This is a genomic window from Acinetobacter sp. BIGb0102, from assembly GCF_003815055.1.
GTDB lineage: Bacteria > Pseudomonadota > Gammaproteobacteria > Pseudomonadales > Moraxellaceae > Acinetobacter > Acinetobacter vivianii.
Genome location: NZ_RKQE01000010.1, coordinates 581,533 through 597,143, shown reverse-complemented (window position 1 = coordinate 597,143; position 15,611 = coordinate 581,533). Strand labels below are relative to the sequence as shown.

Here is a 15,611-nt window from a genome sequence, read left to right as displayed (position 1 = left end):
ATAAATTCTATCCATTATCAAATGACTGCTAGACGAGAGATAAAATCTTAATATGTTGACTGGCTATAATATCTTCGACAAGTGTTCTATTTTCAGTATCTTGGGTCCAATTTTCAATGGCTGTGGATTGTTCTAGATTGAGGATTAGTCTAATTATTTTCTCGGCTTCCAGTAATTGTTTGCCACTGATTGAGGATCTTTGAGATTCTAGCGCCTTAGGATGTTCGTACTTGTTGCTATAAATTTCAATATTTTTCATATTGTTAGTAATATTTAGGATGCGCTGAAATGGTAATGTAATGTCTTTTTTTTCTACTTTGTAAAACCAGTCCGAATCATATGCCAGCCAGTCGTGGTTATCTGTATCTAAATGAGCCAGCAAAATTTCAGGACTAAGTAACGTCATAAAGCTAGGTTGTAGTTCCAAATCTGAACTTACTTCCATTTTTTTACTCATTTTAAATCTCCTGAAAATTTATTAAATCGCATCTTTTAATGTCTAAAATTCTATTGTTTCTTTAAATGTGTGCTTTGTATTTTTTTATATCTACTTTAATGATTTTGATTGGGGTTGTAAAAGAATGTTTATTTGTTGTCTTTATTAATGCTTTCTTCTCTGTGTTATTTAAAGCGTAAAAAATATATAGGGAGTTTAAAATATAATACTTAAAAATTGCTCATATAACATGATGATATCAGTTTTATAAAAAAATAAATTGGCAACATTTAAAAGTATTGAAACATAGCAGGGTTAGAGCAAAAGCATTTTATCTCTTATGGTGAATATAGCCGCTATATAACGGTGCATCTATAATTTTAATAGAGGAAGAGATAATCATGGCTAATCAAGATTCTAGACAAGATGATCAAGATAATAATTCAGGTACCTCAAACCGTGGATTCGCCAGCATGGATCCAGATCGCTTACGGGAAATAGCGAGTAAGGGCGGACGCGCAGCCCATGCAAGCGGAAATGCGCATGAATTTACTACCGAAGAAGCCCGTGAGGCTGGACGTATGGCTCATTCACGGGGAAATGCACATGAATTTACTTCAGAAGAAGCGCGTGAAGCCGGTTCTTTAAGTCATAAAAATGGCCGTCGTTCTAGCAGCCGCGATGACGACGACGATTATGACGATCGTGGTGGTCGCGGTCGTAGCCGCCGTGATGATGACGATGATTATGATGATCGTAGTACCCGCGGTCGCGGTAATCAAAAACGTGATGAATACGGACGTTTTACCAGCTAAATTAAGCCGTATTGTTGCATTAAATAATGTATAGGCTTTCTCTGCCTAAGCTATTGTTTAATAAAAGCTAAGGATATTGAATAAATGTTTTATTCAATATCCTTTTTTAATGGCTATTTCAACTGCTGTAAATCTAAAAAGATACTCTTTCGGTAAAATGGATCGCCCGCTAAAAATTTCGATTGAACTCGGTATTCCTAGATTAAGTATTCATCGTTGATTGCATATTTGATTGGCAGATAAGCGTTCCCGAGCAACCTTTTAGATCAGTTCTATGTGTAGCTTTCCTCAGTAAGTTTATTCTCGTCAATAAGTGCTGGTTTTTGCTCTTGCCAAAGTTGTTGGTAAAGCGTGATGATCTGTTCAATCGTTGGTACGACTGGATTATTTAATGGTGAACCTGAAGCCAATGCTTGTTCAGCCATCGTATGTACGACCTGATCAAAATCACTTTTACTGACACCAAACTCAGCTAAGCTGGGTACTGCTAAATCTCGATTAATCTCAATCAGCGTATCAATGAGCTTCTGATTGGCGACGTCATCCGAATCATCATGATTTGCACAGCCGATTGCTTTGGCACATTCTGCATAGCGTTCAGGGGCGGCTTGAATTGAAAAAGCAGTGATTGTAGGTAATAGCATTGCATTCGATAAACCATGAGGCACGTGGAAAAAGGCACCAATCGGTCGGCTCATGCCATGCACCAACGCAACGGAGGCATTGGAAAAGGCAATGCCAGCCAAAGTTGAGCCAAGCATCATTTTTTCACGAGCGGATTCGTTGCTGGGTTGGTGATACGCTGTTTGCAAATTTGGTCCGATCAATCTCATTGCCGCGATTGCCTGCGCATCACTATATGGACTCGCTTTTTTACTCACATAAGCTTCTATTGCATGGGTAAGTGCATCAATTCCTGTATCTGCTGTGGTTCGGGCCGGCAGTGACATGGTCAGTTCATAATCGATAATTGCTGCAACAGGTAAAAAGCCTAAACCCGCACAGAGCATCTTTTCGCTGGTCAGGTCATTGGTGATGATGGTGAAACGTGTACATTCAGATCCTGTCCCCGCTGTGGTCGGGATGGCAATAATCGGAAGACCTATTTCATTGACTTGTCGGGGAAATTTATAATCCGCAATGACACCACCGTGCTTGCTTAAAATGCTGATCGCTTTCGCACTATCTATCGGGCTGCCGCCACCAATCGCGATAATGGCATCGTAATCATGGTTTTTGACATGATCAACACCTGCTTCAATCGAGCTAGAGGTAGGTTCGGGAATGGTTTTATCAAAGTAATCACTGTCGATATGTTCAGCTTTTAATATTTCTTGAATTTGTGCGATGTATCCCAGTGAAACCATCATTTTATCGGTAATGATCAGTGGTTTTTTTGCACCTAAACTATTCAGAATCAGGGGAAGCTTGCTTCGTGCATTTTTGCCAATTTCCATAATCCTTGGCAGATTAATTTGATGAGACATTGTTATTCATCCTATTCTTGATTCTTGTATTTTTATATCCTGATACAGCTTGTATCATTATTTATGTATATATTTTACCCCTATGCAAGTCAAACAAAAAAGGGCGTGGACTTTTCCTCAAAACCAAGCATATGCACTCGCGTTCTATTTCTGATGCCATGATTGCATCTAGCCTCTGGCCTAAATTGTATTTCTGTAGAAGCGATGATGTATAAACTTCATTGCTATTCATAGAACATCATCAATCAAACTTATTTCTCAACAATAAAAATCGTTTTCCAAAAAAGCCTCCTGTATTTGTTCAGTATTTTTATGATGAAAAAAATCATAAATAATGCTTTTTTTCATTAACTCAAAAGTCCTTATTTTTATATCTATCTGATAATTATAAATAATATATTTTGGCATCATACTTGCTTAATCAGATTTATCAGTTGAAAGATAAATAATTAAATACCAATATGTTTTTGAAGGCATACAGATGAGATGCTGTAAAACTTAGCAATGTTCTAAATCATCACTTAGAACGGTATTTAGAGATAAGACAATGGACTGGATAAATTTCTTTGATAAGGAAAACTCAAGGGACGTGAGAATTTCAAAAAAAATGTTCATTTCAATTATGGACGCAATTGATGATGGTGTATTTATTACAGATGGGATAGGACAGATCTTATTTGCAAATGATGCCTATTTGATGCTGACGGGTCTGGAACGTAATGATCTGATTGATCATTCCATTCAGGAGCTGGTCAATGCAGGTGTATTTTCGCGCTCCGTTTCACTGGAAGTCATTAAAAGCTGTAAAAAAACCACGATCTTGCAGTCACTAAAAAATGGCAAAGAATTACTGGTTACAGGTCATCCTGTTTTTCATGAAACCACCAATAGCTTGATTGCAGTGATTACTTCTGTACGTGATATTACGGCGTTATTACGTGCCCAAAATGCTCAGCGTGAGCTGGAAGATATTAAAAATACTCAGGAAAAATACTCTCATTCCAAGCCATTTGCAGATTTGTTTGAACATTTGAGTGATTCAACCAACCAGATCTATCAACTGGCAGATCGGCTTGCAGCATCTGATATTAAAGTGCTGATTCAAGGCAGCACTGGCACGGGCAAGACCATGTTAGCACGCCATATCCATAATCGTAGCAAAAGGAAAGATAAGCCTTTTCTGGAAATCAATTGTGCCACCATGCCTGACGGTTTATTAGAATCCGAACTGTTTGGCTATGTGCCTGGTGCATTCACAGGCGCATTGCAGAAAGGCAAAAAAGGCTTATTTGAAGCGGTGAATGGCGGCACTTTATTTCTGGATGAAGTGGGGGATTTACCACTGGCCTTGCAGGCAAAAATATTAAAAGTGATTGAAGATAATCGGTTTATTCCTGTAGGCGGCAGTGATTATATTTATACCGATGTAAGGATTATTTCCGCGACACATCATAATTTACAGGAACTAATGAAGAAGGGAACATTCCGAAATGACCTCTATTATCGACTGTGTGTGGCTAAGTTACATTTAGATGATTTAAAAGATCGTATTAGTGAAATCGAACCTTTAACCAACCATTATCTTAAGTTTTTTAATCATAAATATCAGCTCAATAGAACTTATTCCAAAACGGTCATTCAGATGATGAAGCAGTATTCATGGCCTGGAAATATTCGGGAATTGACTAACTTTATCGAACAGACCGTGGTGATGAGTCAGGCCGATCAGATTCAGCCTGCCGATATTCCAACCAATATTTTTGATGAACCTCAATCTTTCATTGATGTATCTGCCTCACAACCGACAGAGAAAAATTTAAAAAGACAGGTTGAGGCATTTGAATACGGCATTATTGCCAAAGCACTGACAGAGTTTAAAACCACGCAAAAAGCAGCCCAAGCTTTAGGAATTGATCAATCTACTTTGGTCAAAAAGAGACAACGTTATATGGAGAATTTATAAAAGGATTTAGATCTTTCTGGCATCATAAAAAGGAGAATAGAAGCGGTTAATACATTGTTATTTAAACATAAGTTTTAAGTATATATCTGGTTTTACCTACGGTTTTGAGCATCCTAAGACACATTGAAATATAACAGTGAACGGGATAAGAGAAGTTATAAGGAAGTAATATGAAGATTAAAGTCGTTACAGCGTCATTATTATGTGTTTTACCGTTTTATGTTGGCGCAGCGGATGTCAATGTAGAAAAGGCAGTGATTGAATCTCATGCGCTCTATCAAAATAAATATAATTTACAAGATGAACAAGAGTTTAAAAATGCAGAAAGAGGGCTTGTTGCCAAGCCGAGCGGTCAGATCAAAAATGAACAAGGCGATGTGATCTGGGACTTCGATGCCTTTAATTTTATTAATGGTGCTGCCCCTGATACGGTAAATCCAAGTCTATGGCGCCAAGCCAAGTTAAATAACAATGTGGGCTTATTTAAGGTGACAGATGGTGTCTGGCAGATTCGTGGTTTTGATCTGGCCAATATGACCATTATTCAAGGGAAAACAGGCTGGATTATTGTTGATACTTTAACAGCAAAAGAAACGGCTGATGCTGCGATCAAGTTTGCTCGACAATATCTAGGCGATCAAAAAATTTCGGCAATTATTTTTACCCATAGTCATGTAGATCACTTCGGTGGTGCGCTAGGCGTGATTTCGGCTGAAGAGTTGAAGCAAAGAAAGATACCGATTGTTGCACCAGAAGGCTTTATGGAAGAGGCCACCAGTGAAAATATCATGGCGGGCCCTGCGATGACGCGCCGTGCTAGCTATATGTATGGAACATATTTGCCTAAACGTATCGACGGCTTGGTCGATAATGGTCTGGGCAAGGCGGTCGCTGTCGGACAAATGGGAATTTTAGAACCGAATAAATTGATTACACAGCCAGAACAGAAGCTTAAGATCGATGGTCTGGATTTCGTTTTTTATAATGTACCCAGCTCAGAAGCACCATCAGAACTAACATTCTCCATTCCTTCGCTGAAACTCTACAATGGCGCGGAGATTCTGTCGCATACCTTGCATAACCTTTATACCTTGAGAGGGGCAAAAGTCCGCGATACCTTAAAGTGGGTGGGTTATTTAAATCAGGCGCTAGAACAAACCAAAAATTCGGAAGTCTTTGTTGCCCAGCATCACTGGCCAGTTTGGGGCAATGCCAATATTCAGGATTTTATTAAAACGCAAAGAGATGTTTATAAATTTATCCATGATCAGACGGTTCGTTATATGAACTCAGGGCTAAATGGTGCGGAAATCGCTGAAAAAATTAAACTGCCACCAGAGCTGGATCAGAAATTATATGTACATGGTTATTACGGTACTTTAAAGCACAACGCCAAAGCGGTATATCAATACTATATGGGCTGGTTTGATGCGAATCCTTCCAATCTTGATCCATTGCCCCCTAGAGATGCGGCAAAGAAATATATTGAGCTTGCTGGAGGAGAGGCCAACGCGCTAAAAAATGCCCAGAAAGCTTATGATCAAGCGGAGTATCGATGGGCAGCAGAAGTATTAAAACATCTGGTCTTTAATAACCCTGACAATGCTCAGGCGAGACAGCTACTCGCCAAAACATACCGTCAACTTGGATATACTGCGGAAGCGTCAACCTGGCGTAATTTCTATTTAATGGGTGCGCAAGAACTGCAAGGTCAGCCTACAGTTAAAAATACCTCGAGTCGTTTAGGTTTACTGATTCATACGCCAACTGAAAGATTTCTGGAGGCTATGGCCACTAATCTAGATGTCGAAAATTTAAAAAATGAAAATCAGTGTCTGAATCTGGTCCTAACCGATCGCAATGAAAACTTTGCATTGCGGATCGAGAATTCAGTCATGCTGTTTGAAAAAATAGAGCGTAATCGTTTACCAGCCGACTGTCCGACATTAAGCCTCACCAAGCTTTCGTATTTGAGACTGATCAGTGGTGAAACCAATCCTGCCAAACTGCTGCAATCTAAAGACAGCGAGATAAAAGGCAATCCGATGAAAGTTGGACAATTCTTTGCGCTATTTAAAAAGCCAACGCCTAATTTTCCAATTTTGACTCGACCAGACTATTAATTAATATTTTAAGAAAATCGAAGGGAGTAGAGCAATAAAAAAGCTCCCTTTCATTCTACAAGGAAATGTAAAATGAATCATAAAATCAATTGTTTACTATTAGCGGTTTTTTCAACACAAGTAAATGCCGCTGCTTTTGATCGAAATGGACAATCCATTTCAGCCTTTTTACAGCCAGGAAATTATTTTGAAGCAGGCTTATCAGTCACGGATAGCTCCCTACAAGGGCAAGAAGCGGGTATCAATGCTTCGCGTCAGCCGATCTCTGATATTGCAAATTCAAGTTACTGGCCCTCAGCCGCATTAAAACTACAACTCGCGCCAAAGTTTTCTTTTGGTTTTATTTATGATGAACCTTTTGGGTCAGATACGGAGTATTCAGGTAATAACAGCTTTGTCGCCACCTCAAATGATATTGTTTTATTGCCAGGGATGACGACCACGAGAATTGCCCAAGCAACCTCCAATAACGCGCCAACAGGCAATACCAAATCCAGCTTTGATATCCAGAATTTAAGTTTCATTTTTGGTTATCAGCCCAATAAAAACTGGAATTTTTATCTCGGCCCGACCTATGAAAACTTTAAAAGTCAGGTTGAACTTAGAGGTGCGGTGTTCAGTCTCTATAATGGCTATGATTTTCACAGCAAAGCCGTAGGTGACTGGGGCTGGTTGGCTGGTTTTGCCTATCAAATTCCAGAAAAAGGCCTGAAAGCCTCATTAACCTATCGTTCTGAAATAGAACATAAAGTCAACGCAACTGAAAATGCGCCGTTGATTGATATGTTAAGCACCCAGCAAGGACGTGATCTGGTCGACCAGCATTTAAGTTATATGGTTTCGATTGGGCAAATGACTGAGCAGAAAAAAGCAGCACTCAACCATATTGTGGCTGAGTTGCCCAATGCGAATAGCTCTGGAACCACCAAGTTCAAGACACCGGATTCCGTTAATCTTGAGTTCCAAACGGGCTTGCGCCCAGGAACATTGTTATTTGGTAATGTACGCTGGGTGAACTGGAGTGACTTTTCTTTTCAGCCTTATCGTTTTGGCGAAATTTCCAAGATTGTGGGCAGTTTGTCTACGCCAAGCCGACCAGATGGTTTTAATTTAGTTCGTTATTATGATGATCAATGGTCAGCAAATCTTGGGTTAGGTCAAAAACTTTCTCAGAAATGGTTTGGCTCGATGTCGGTTGGGTGGGATTCAGGGGCTGGGGAGAAAGTGTCAAGTGGTGGGCCTGTGAAAGGCTACTATAATGTTGGTCTTGGCGCACAATATAGTCCCACAGCTCAAACTTTTATTTCAGGCGGCGTGAAATATTTCTGGCTGGGTGATGCAAAAGCTCAACTGGGTGCACAGGCTGGCAGTGATTATTACGTGGCTGAGTTTAGTCAGAATCACTCCATCGGATATGGGCTTAAACTGGGCTATAAATTTTAAAGCTTAAACATAGAGATGTTTTAATCGTCGTTTGGTTTTGAACCGATTGATTCATCTCTTTCATTTGATCTCGTATGGTTTTAACTTGAACGAGATCAAATGGTTTGTTTTTTTTGGCAATCAATTTATTTATGTCATTAATCTGCAATATATTTTTAAGAAAATAGGAGATTGAAAAATCCGTTTCCAATTGCTTTATAGTAAAGTAATTTATATATAAAAAAGAGTAATCAATGACCTCACTGCATGCACTCAAAAATGCTCAAGAACATAGTTTAGAAACATATCTAAATCGAGAGTTGTCGCTATTAGAGTTTCATAAACGTGTGCTTGCACAGGCAAAAGATGTTGAACATCCGCTACTGGAACGACTTAATTTTTTAATTATTTTTTCTCGCAATTTAGACGAGTTTTTTGAAATCCGCGTTGCCAGTCTGCTACAACAAATCAATATGTCGACTCAGGTCACAGGGCCAGATGGAATGCCGCTTACAGAGGTGTTGCAGCAAATTTCTAAAGTGGTTCATGAGGCGGTAGAAGAACAATATAAGATCCTGAATTATACCATTTTGCCTCAGCTACAAGGTCATGGCGTACATTACATACAACATACCGATATTCTGGAAAAGCATAAGGCTTGGATCAAAGATTATTTCTACAGTGAAGTACAGCCTGTAGTCACACCGATCAGTCTGGACCCGGCTCATCCATTTCCACGCTTAGCCAATAAAAGTCTGAACTTTATTGTTACCTTGGAAGGTAAGGATGCATTTGGTCGTGAAATTGATTTAGCGATTGTACCCGCACCGAGATCTTTACCTCGACTGGTAAAATTACCTCATCATGTCTCGGGCAGTGCAGAACACTATATTTTACTGTCGGCGATTATTCAGGAACATATCTCTGACTTGTTTCCCGGCATGAAGGCAACAGGTTGTTATCAATTCCGTGTCACCCGAAATGCGGATTTGACCGTATCTGAGGATGTCGAAGATCTTGCGGTTGCATTAAAAGGTGAGCTGTCTGCAAGACGTTTTGGGCGCGCTGTCCGACTTGAAGTCAATAAAAACTGTCCAGATCATATTGCTGATTATTTACTGGAGCAATTTGAACTCGAAAAAGAACATTTATATTTTGTTGATGGCCCTGTCAATCTGGCGCGTTTTATCTCAAATTTCGATTTACCGGAATTGCGCTTTAAGCCTTATCTACAAAAAATTCCTAAAGCACTTTATAGCAAGAAGCCAATCTTTGATGTGCTCAAGGCAGGCGATGTACTGTTACACCATCCATTTGACAGTTTTGCTCCTGTGATCAAGCTTTTGCGGGATGCCGCTTATGATCCGAATGTGCTTGCGATTAAGCAAACGCTTTACCGAAGTGGAGCGGATTCCGAGATTGTGAAAATCCTTGCGGAAGCTGCAAGAAATGGTAAAGAAGTCACCGCTGTCATTGAGCTGAGAGCGCGATTTGACGAAGAATCAAATATTGAAGTGGCGAATGTATTGCAAGAGGCGGGTGCGGTTGTTGTCTATGGCATCGTTGGTTATAAAACACATGCAAAAATGATTCTGGTGGTGCGTCGCGAGCAAGACAAGATTAAACGTTATGTGCATTTGGGTACGGGAAATTATCACGCAACCAATGCCAAAATTTATACAGATTATGGGCTGCTTACGGGTGACGATGACATTTGCGAAGATGTCCATAAAGTCTTTCAGGAATTGACGGGCATGGGGAAAATGGCCAAGTTAAAGAAACTTTTCCATGCACCTTTTACCTTACATGCACAACTGATTGATCTGATTCAGCAAGAAATCGAAAACAGTAAAGCGGGTAAGAAAGCGCATATCATGATTAAGGTCAATGCCTTGACCGAAGCACAATTGATTCATGCACTTTATAAAGCATCACAGGCGGGAGTGCAGGTTGATCTGATCATTCGTTCCATCTGCTGTCTAAGACCGCAAGTGAAAGGACTTTCGGAGAATATCCGTGTTCGATCGATCGTGGGGCGCTATTTAGAACATACCCGTGTTTACTATTTCTATAATGATGGTGATGCTAAGCTGTATTGCGCAAGTGCGGACTGGATGGGACGTAATCTGTTTTCCCGCATCGAAACCTGCTTCCCGATTGAAGACAAGAAACTCAAGAAATTGATTATCGAAGATGGCTTGAATAATTATCTCAAAGACAATCGTCGTGCCTGGGAGCTTCAAGCGGACGGGATCTGGACGCAATGTCAGCCTAACCCAAATCAGGCTGTGCATATCGCTCAGCGTTACCTGATGGATAGAGAATTTTAATCAAATTCTATTGGTCATTGAATTGTCATAACATCAGATTATTCTAATTCTATAAGAACAAGAAACAGTTGGTTAGAGCATAAAAATAATAATTTTGATGTTTTCTGACACAACATTCTGATGGCTTCTGAACCCACTTCGGTGGGTTTTTATTTCATAAGGGGTAAAATGTAAAGTATGGTTGAGCAAGACAATACAACAAGCTTAAATAGAAGACGAAATACGCGTCAAAGTTATCAACTCTTTGTCGCGTATAAAAAGTTTCTGCAAGAAAAGAAGCGTCAGAATGATGAAAATAGTCGCTTAATTTTTATTGTCAATTATCTGGAAAAAATCAATTTTGAATTATATGGCATGGATGGCAAAGAACAGCTGATTGCTGAACTGGAAAAATATTATAACGAAAATGAAATTCTGATTTAAACGTATAAATTGCAGAGCTAATGATCTGTATTTTTTGGCTAGAACATCATTCTAGCTCAAGTTGATAATCATCTTTAGTGACCTTAATTTTTATCTTTTTATACCTTCTTTTATTTGGATTTAATGCTGAATCTGTCACTTCTGTGGCAAAGTTCGAGTTGCCCATAAGATGATAATAGGCTTTATAACCGATTAAAATTTTTTGTGGTCTGGCGCCATGCTTATGGCTATAAGAATCAATAAGTTGGGTCAATTTTTCGAAGGTTGATATCTCGTTCATAGTTAAATTATCGCTGTGGTCTTTATCAATTATTTATTTAAATTAATCGAACTTTGTTAAGAATTTAAGACAGCGAATAGAATCTGAATCAGGTAGTTTGCAAAAGTCTCTATGTGAATACGTCATAAATTTTTCATATTTCAACACTATTGTTTCTGGCGAATATTTTGAATAGTGATAGGACGATGAAAAAGAGTTTTTGGGGTGGATTAATTTTAGCTGCATGTTCGACGCAGACTTTTGCTTTAAATATTTTAATTGTCAATGATGATGGCTTAACCAGTAATGTCAAAGCGCTTTATGATGAGTTAAAAGCCAATGGTCATAGTGTCGCTGTATCTGTACCATGTTCACCACAAAGCGGACGTGGTGGTGCGATTGTGATGTACAGCGCTAGCGTAATTTCTGCGGATAATGATAAGCAGATTGCGGCTGAAAATGGTTGCCATAATGGGGCGGCAGCGATTGGTGCACCAGCAGCAGGTGCTTTTACCAAAGCAGGTTATACCAATGGGGACTGGAGTTATGTACATGGCACACCTGTCATGGCAACTGCTTATGGTCTGGATGTGGTTGCGAATAAGCGCTGGGGCAAAGCACCTGATCTTGTCTTGTCAGGGCCAAATGAAGGACAGAATGTTGGGCGGGTTGTAGTTCATTCGGGCACGATTGGTAATGTACAGTTTTCGGCAGCGCGAGGAATTCCTTCCATTGCCCTAAGTGCAGATCCAAATACGGTTGATGATAAGACTTTAAATAATGCCAATTCCGTGATTGTGGCAAAACAGACAGTCGTATTATTGAAAGAGTTGCAAAATAAAGCAGGTCAGGGTGCTTTGTTACCTAAAGGCATTACCTTGAATGTCAACTTTCCAAAGAACTTAAGCACCAGCACGCCGTTCGCGTTCTCGAAAATTGGTAGCTATGACTTGTATAACTTTAATTTTAAAGTCAGCAAAGATGATAAAGGTGGCAATCAATACGGTTTAGGTTTTGGCATTAATTCCAATGCACCAACAGCAGCACAAGCAACAGATGAAAGTGCTGTTGTACAAAGCAAAATTGCAGTGACTGCAATGCAAGTGGCCTACGACCATCGTCCTGCAGCGCAAGAATGGCTAAAGATCCGTCTTAAAAACCTGTTCAATTAAGGGGAAGGCCAATGCAACGTTGTTTATGGATATTACTTCTTGGCTTAGCCTTGAGCGCTTGTCATGATGACAACAATGATCGACAAGAACAGCCTGCCGAGAAGTCAGAGCCAGTTCCTGCTTTAGCAGTGGGTACTTATTCGGTTAGTATCGAAACCGATCAGGAATTGCCTACAGTGGGTAAATACTATTCAGGTACGGATGGCACCAAGCTGGTAGTTTTGAATGATGAGCAAGATCGCGCTCAGATTGTGATGCATTATGATGTAGCAACTAAAACATGGCACAGCAATCAAAGCGATAAAAATCTCAAGCTTGAATTTGCCCATTATGAAAAAATTGCTGATCAAAAGCTAAGTTTGAATGAGCTGGTGGGAAGCTATACTTTATCTTTGGCTGACGGCAGTTCGATTCCTGTTGAGGTGAAAGCTCAAGGGCAAATGATTTCACTTGATCAAAACTGTAGCTTCACAGCAAAAATCAGTGAGAGTTCATTGGCAAATACTGCAAGTTTTCAATTCACTGAAAATAAATGTGCAGCCTTAAAAAATAATGAAAAAGGTTATGTCGTAGTCGATCAGGATCTGGAGCCTGCTGCTTTTAGATTGTTATCGGATACGGTTGATTCCAAAGATCTTTGGGCATTTCCATCTTAAAATAAAAGCATCCCGATAATATCTTGTTATCGGGATGCTTCTCATCTTCTATCTCCCTCATGTCGATACATCCTTTGTTTTGATTCAGAATCATATTCTGCTTCTAAAGTGCTGACTTTTTGAGCTTGAGACCAATGTCTGATTTAGTTCGAGGCATTTTTCTTTTTAAATTCTGTCTCCTAGCAGGTACTGCTTCGAATTAAGTTAAAACACGTTATATATGACAAGAAAAAACCAATAAAATTACACATAACATAATTTAATTATGTATTGCATAAATTTAATCTTTCTTGTAGCATGAATTTATGGTTGAGGGCCTATGCAAAGAAAGTTCCTACTTTATGGTTGCATTGGCTTACTTATGGAAGGAAAGGTTTCAACACGGATGCTTTTAACATACTTATAAAAACACCTGTGACCTTTTCTAAAAGTAATGCATATAAGTGCTGATTTGTTGAGTGAGCTGAGATGAGCCAAAACAAAATACTGTACTTTGCATTAACAACGGATGAATTTATCTAAATAAGGGAAACTAGATGGACATTTTAGATAACCCATTAGAACTATGTGGTTTTGCTTTTATTGAATTTGTTTCGACGGAAAATGGATTAGACCAAATCTTTGAAACAATTGGCTTTACCAAGGTGGCGAAGCATAAATCTAAAAAAGTTTATTTATGGCGTCAGGGTAATATCAATATCATTTTGAATTACCAGCCAGAATCTTATGCTTCATTCTTCTTTAAAGAACATGGCCCGTCCGCATGTGCAATGGGCTTTAGAACCCGTGATGCAGCGAAGGCATTTAAAAATGCAATCGAACTGGGCGCAGAGCCGATGTACTCGCAAGCTGGCCCAATGGAATTGAATATTCCTGCGATTAAAGGAATTGGTGGTATGCCAATTTTCCTCGTAGATCGTGATATTTATGAAAATGACTTTGTTTTCTTTGATGATGTCGAGCGTAATCCAAAAGGTGCGGGTTTAAACGAAATCGACCATTTAACCCACAACGTTTATAAAGGACGTATGGAATATTGGGCGAACTTCTATGAAAAAATCTTTAATTTCCAGGAAATCCGTTACTTCGACATTAAGGGTGAATATACAGGTTTGACTTCGAAAGCGTTGACTGCACCCGATGGCATGATTCGTATTCCATTAAATGAAGACTCAGACAAGGGTAATGGTCAAATTGCCGAGTTTTTGGCGGACTTTAATGGTGAAGGCATTCAGCATATTGCCTTTATTACCGATGATCTGCTTTCAACATGGGATAAGTTAAAAGGTATGGGTATGCAGTTTATGACCGCGCCACCTGAAACTTATTATGAAATGTTGAAAGACCGTTTACCGGATCATGGCGAGCCAACTGAAGAACTGCAAAAACGCGGTATCTTACTGGATGGAAATACCAAAGATGGTCAGAAAAAACTGTTATTACAGATTTTCTCTCAAAACATGCTTGGGCCAGTTTTCTTTGAATTTATTCAACGCAAAGATGATGATGGTTTTGGTGAAGGCAACTTTAAGGCATTATTCGAATCAATCGAACGTGACCAGATTCGCCGTGGTGTGTTAGAAGCAAAATAAGCTAAAACTGAAAGAAATGAAAAAGCCAAGAAGTTTATTTCTTGGCTTTTTTATGAATGAATAAAAATTAACGAGTTTGAATATACTGATTGATCGCAGCCACTTCACGTTTAAATAGTTCCAGTTTTTCACTGCCTTCCTGTACCGAGAAGAACATTTCACTGTCCAGTGCAACAATACAAAACTCCATCGAGTGATGGGCATTAAAAATTGGTAAACCCACCGCATTGATTCCGACCAGCAGGTCGCCTTGTGCAATCGCCATGCCGTGTTGTAGCGTAGTTTGTTTAAGCGCAAGGAACTCATCCCAATTACTCGGTTTGATCGGGTAGTGGTTTTGTGTCGCTTTTTCCCATTCAGCCAGCATAAGCGGCTTAATGATGGCCTCAGGCATATATGAAGCAAATACGCGCCCCGCAGCGGAGTTGATTAACGGCATAACCGATCCCACTTTGGTGACAATCGAAATCGGGTGATTTGACTCAATTGATTGCACCACTAATGGGCCTCTAGGCGACCATTTACTAATCTGGATACCGCAACCGATCTTGTTTTGTAATTCGTAAATAAGATGCTGTACCAGTTGTAATACATCGGTATGCTGAATGCAGTTCAAACCCAGACGCCATGCCTGATCACCTAAGGCATATTGGCCATCTTCAAGCTGTTTTGCATAGTTCATGCGGATCAGGCTGACCAGATAGCGGTGAACTTTGGCAGGATGCATATCCAGTCGGCTAGATAATTCTTTTAATATAATCGGTTTATTGTGTTCCAAAAGGGCATTGAGTACGGCTAGACCGACCTCAAGTGATTGAACCCCACCAGATAACTTTTCTTCAATCATTCAATAACCCTTAATCTGCATACATTTAGCTGTGTGCGTTTACTGTCAATATTTAGTGTTACATGCAGCACATAATGCCTGAGCAT

12 protein-coding genes and 1 pseudogene are annotated in these 15,611 nt (G+C 39.6%); 9 read left to right on the top strand and 4 right to left on the bottom strand.

Going from position 1 to position 15,611, the window contains the following annotated elements:
* Nucleotides 1-28 precede the first annotated feature (28 nt).
* Nucleotides 29-457, bottom strand: a complete 429-nt coding sequence (locus tag EC846_RS05500) for a hypothetical protein (protein WP_123774472.1) — start codon at nucleotides 455-457, stop codon at nucleotides 29-31.
* A 380-nt stretch (nucleotides 458-837) separates the two neighbouring features.
* Here EC846_RS05500 and EC846_RS05495 point away from each other — a divergent pair.
* Nucleotides 838-1,230 (top strand): annotated as a pseudogene (locus tag EC846_RS05495) (KGG domain-containing protein); the annotation flags it as partial.
* 293 nt (nucleotides 1,231-1,523) lie between these two features.
* Here the strand turns inward: EC846_RS05495 and EC846_RS05490 are convergent.
* On the bottom strand, nucleotides 1,524-2,738 hold the full coding sequence (locus EC846_RS05490) for an iron-containing alcohol dehydrogenase (RefSeq protein WP_123774470.1): 1,215 nt from the start codon (nucleotides 2,736-2,738) through the stop codon (nucleotides 1,524-1,526).
* A gap of 622 nt (nucleotides 2,739-3,360) precedes the next feature.
* Here EC846_RS05490 and EC846_RS05485 point away from each other — a divergent pair.
* The 5 genes from EC846_RS05485 (at nucleotide 3,361) to EC846_RS05465 (ending at nucleotide 10,999) form a co-directional block, all read left to right on the top strand.
* On the top strand, nucleotides 3,361-4,701 hold the full coding sequence (locus EC846_RS05485; RefSeq protein WP_416332310.1) for a sigma-54 interaction domain-containing protein: 1,341 nt from the start codon (nucleotides 3,361-3,363) through the stop codon (nucleotides 4,699-4,701).
* Nucleotides 4,702-4,871: 170 nt separating this feature from the next.
* Complete coding sequence (locus EC846_RS05480; RefSeq protein ID WP_123774468.1) at nucleotides 4,872-6,824, top strand: alkyl/aryl-sulfatase; 1,953 nt, start codon at nucleotides 4,872-4,874, stop codon at nucleotides 6,822-6,824.
* Between the two features lie 72 nt (nucleotides 6,825-6,896).
* Nucleotides 6,897-8,267, top strand: a complete 1,371-nt coding sequence (locus EC846_RS05475; protein WP_123774467.1) for an OmpP1/FadL family transporter — start codon at nucleotides 6,897-6,899, stop codon at nucleotides 8,265-8,267.
* 233 nt (nucleotides 8,268-8,500) lie between these two features.
* The gene (gene ppk1 / locus EC846_RS05470) at nucleotides 8,501-10,576 is read left to right on the top strand and encodes a polyphosphate kinase 1 (protein WP_123774466.1); all 2,076 of its coding nucleotides are present in this window, start codon (nucleotides 8,501-8,503) and stop codon (nucleotides 10,574-10,576) included.
* A gap of 177 nt (nucleotides 10,577-10,753) precedes the next feature.
* On the top strand, nucleotides 10,754-10,999 hold the full coding sequence (locus EC846_RS05465) for a hypothetical protein (RefSeq protein WP_004771921.1): 246 nt from the start codon (nucleotides 10,754-10,756) through the stop codon (nucleotides 10,997-10,999).
* A 46-nt stretch (nucleotides 11,000-11,045) separates the two neighbouring features.
* Here the strand turns inward: EC846_RS05465 and EC846_RS18380 are convergent, their stop codons facing one another.
* Nucleotides 11,046-11,279, bottom strand: a complete 234-nt coding sequence (locus EC846_RS18380) for a hypothetical protein (RefSeq protein ID WP_047427037.1) — start codon at nucleotides 11,277-11,279, stop codon at nucleotides 11,046-11,048.
* A gap of 185 nt (nucleotides 11,280-11,464) precedes the next feature.
* Between EC846_RS18380 and EC846_RS05455 the strand changes: the two genes are divergently transcribed.
* The 3 genes from EC846_RS05455 to hppD all read left to right on the top strand — a co-directional run bounded on the left by EC846_RS05455 (nucleotide 11,465) and on the right by hppD (nucleotide 14,678).
* Entirely contained in the window at nucleotides 11,465-12,430 is a 966-nt protein-coding gene (locus EC846_RS05455; protein WP_123774465.1) for a 5'/3'-nucleotidase SurE, read from the top strand.
* A gap of 11 nt (nucleotides 12,431-12,441) precedes the next feature.
* On the top strand, nucleotides 12,442-13,086 hold the full coding sequence (locus EC846_RS05450; protein WP_123774464.1) for a hypothetical protein: 645 nt from the start codon (nucleotides 12,442-12,444) through the stop codon (nucleotides 13,084-13,086).
* 536 nt (nucleotides 13,087-13,622) lie between these two features.
* A complete protein-coding gene (gene hppD, locus EC846_RS05445) occupies nucleotides 13,623-14,678 on the top strand; it encodes a 4-hydroxyphenylpyruvate dioxygenase (protein ID WP_004771926.1) in 1,056 nt (351 codons plus the stop codon).
* A 67-nt stretch (nucleotides 14,679-14,745) separates the two neighbouring features.
* Here hppD and EC846_RS05440 read toward each other — a convergent pair whose 3' ends face one another.
* Nucleotides 14,746-15,525, bottom strand: coding sequence for an IclR family transcriptional regulator (locus EC846_RS05440; protein ID WP_005257259.1), 780 nt, complete (start codon nucleotides 15,523-15,525; stop codon nucleotides 14,746-14,748).
* Between the last annotated feature and the right edge of the window lie 86 nt (nucleotides 15,526-15,611).

Excerpts from the sequence above, each read along its gene's own strand:
- EC846_RS05500 (WP_123774472.1), bottom strand. The coding sequence starts at position 457 with ATGAGTAAAAAAATGGAAGTAAGTTCAGATTTGGAACTACAACCTAGC.
- EC846_RS05490 (WP_123774470.1), bottom strand. The coding sequence starts at position 2,738 with ATGTCTCATCAAATTAATCTGCCAAGGATTATGGAAATTGGCAAAAAT.
- EC846_RS05485 (WP_416332310.1), top strand. The coding sequence starts at position 3,361 with ATGGACGCAATTGATGATGGTGTATTTATTACAGATGGGATAGGACAG.
- EC846_RS05480 (WP_123774468.1), top strand. The coding sequence starts at position 4,872 with ATGAAGATTAAAGTCGTTACAGCGTCATTATTATGTGTTTTACCGTTT.
- EC846_RS05475 (WP_123774467.1), top strand. The coding sequence starts at position 6,897 with ATGAATCATAAAATCAATTGTTTACTATTAGCGGTTTTTTCAACACAA.
- ppk1 (WP_123774466.1), top strand. The coding sequence starts at position 8,501 with ATGACCTCACTGCATGCACTCAAAAATGCTCAAGAACATAGTTTAGAA.
- EC846_RS05465 (WP_004771921.1), top strand. The coding sequence starts at position 10,754 with ATGGTTGAGCAAGACAATACAACAAGCTTAAATAGAAGACGAAATACG.
- EC846_RS18380 (WP_047427037.1), bottom strand. The coding sequence starts at position 11,279 with ATGAACGAGATATCAACCTTCGAAAAATTGACCCAACTTATTGATTCT.
- EC846_RS05455 (WP_123774465.1), top strand. The coding sequence starts at position 11,465 with ATGAAAAAGAGTTTTTGGGGTGGATTAATTTTAGCTGCATGTTCGACG.
- EC846_RS05450 (WP_123774464.1), top strand. The coding sequence starts at position 12,442 with ATGCAACGTTGTTTATGGATATTACTTCTTGGCTTAGCCTTGAGCGCT.
- hppD (WP_004771926.1), top strand. The coding sequence starts at position 13,623 with ATGGACATTTTAGATAACCCATTAGAACTATGTGGTTTTGCTTTTATT.
- EC846_RS05440 (WP_005257259.1), bottom strand. The coding sequence starts at position 15,525 with ATGATTGAAGAAAAGTTATCTGGTGGGGTTCAATCACTTGAGGTCGGT.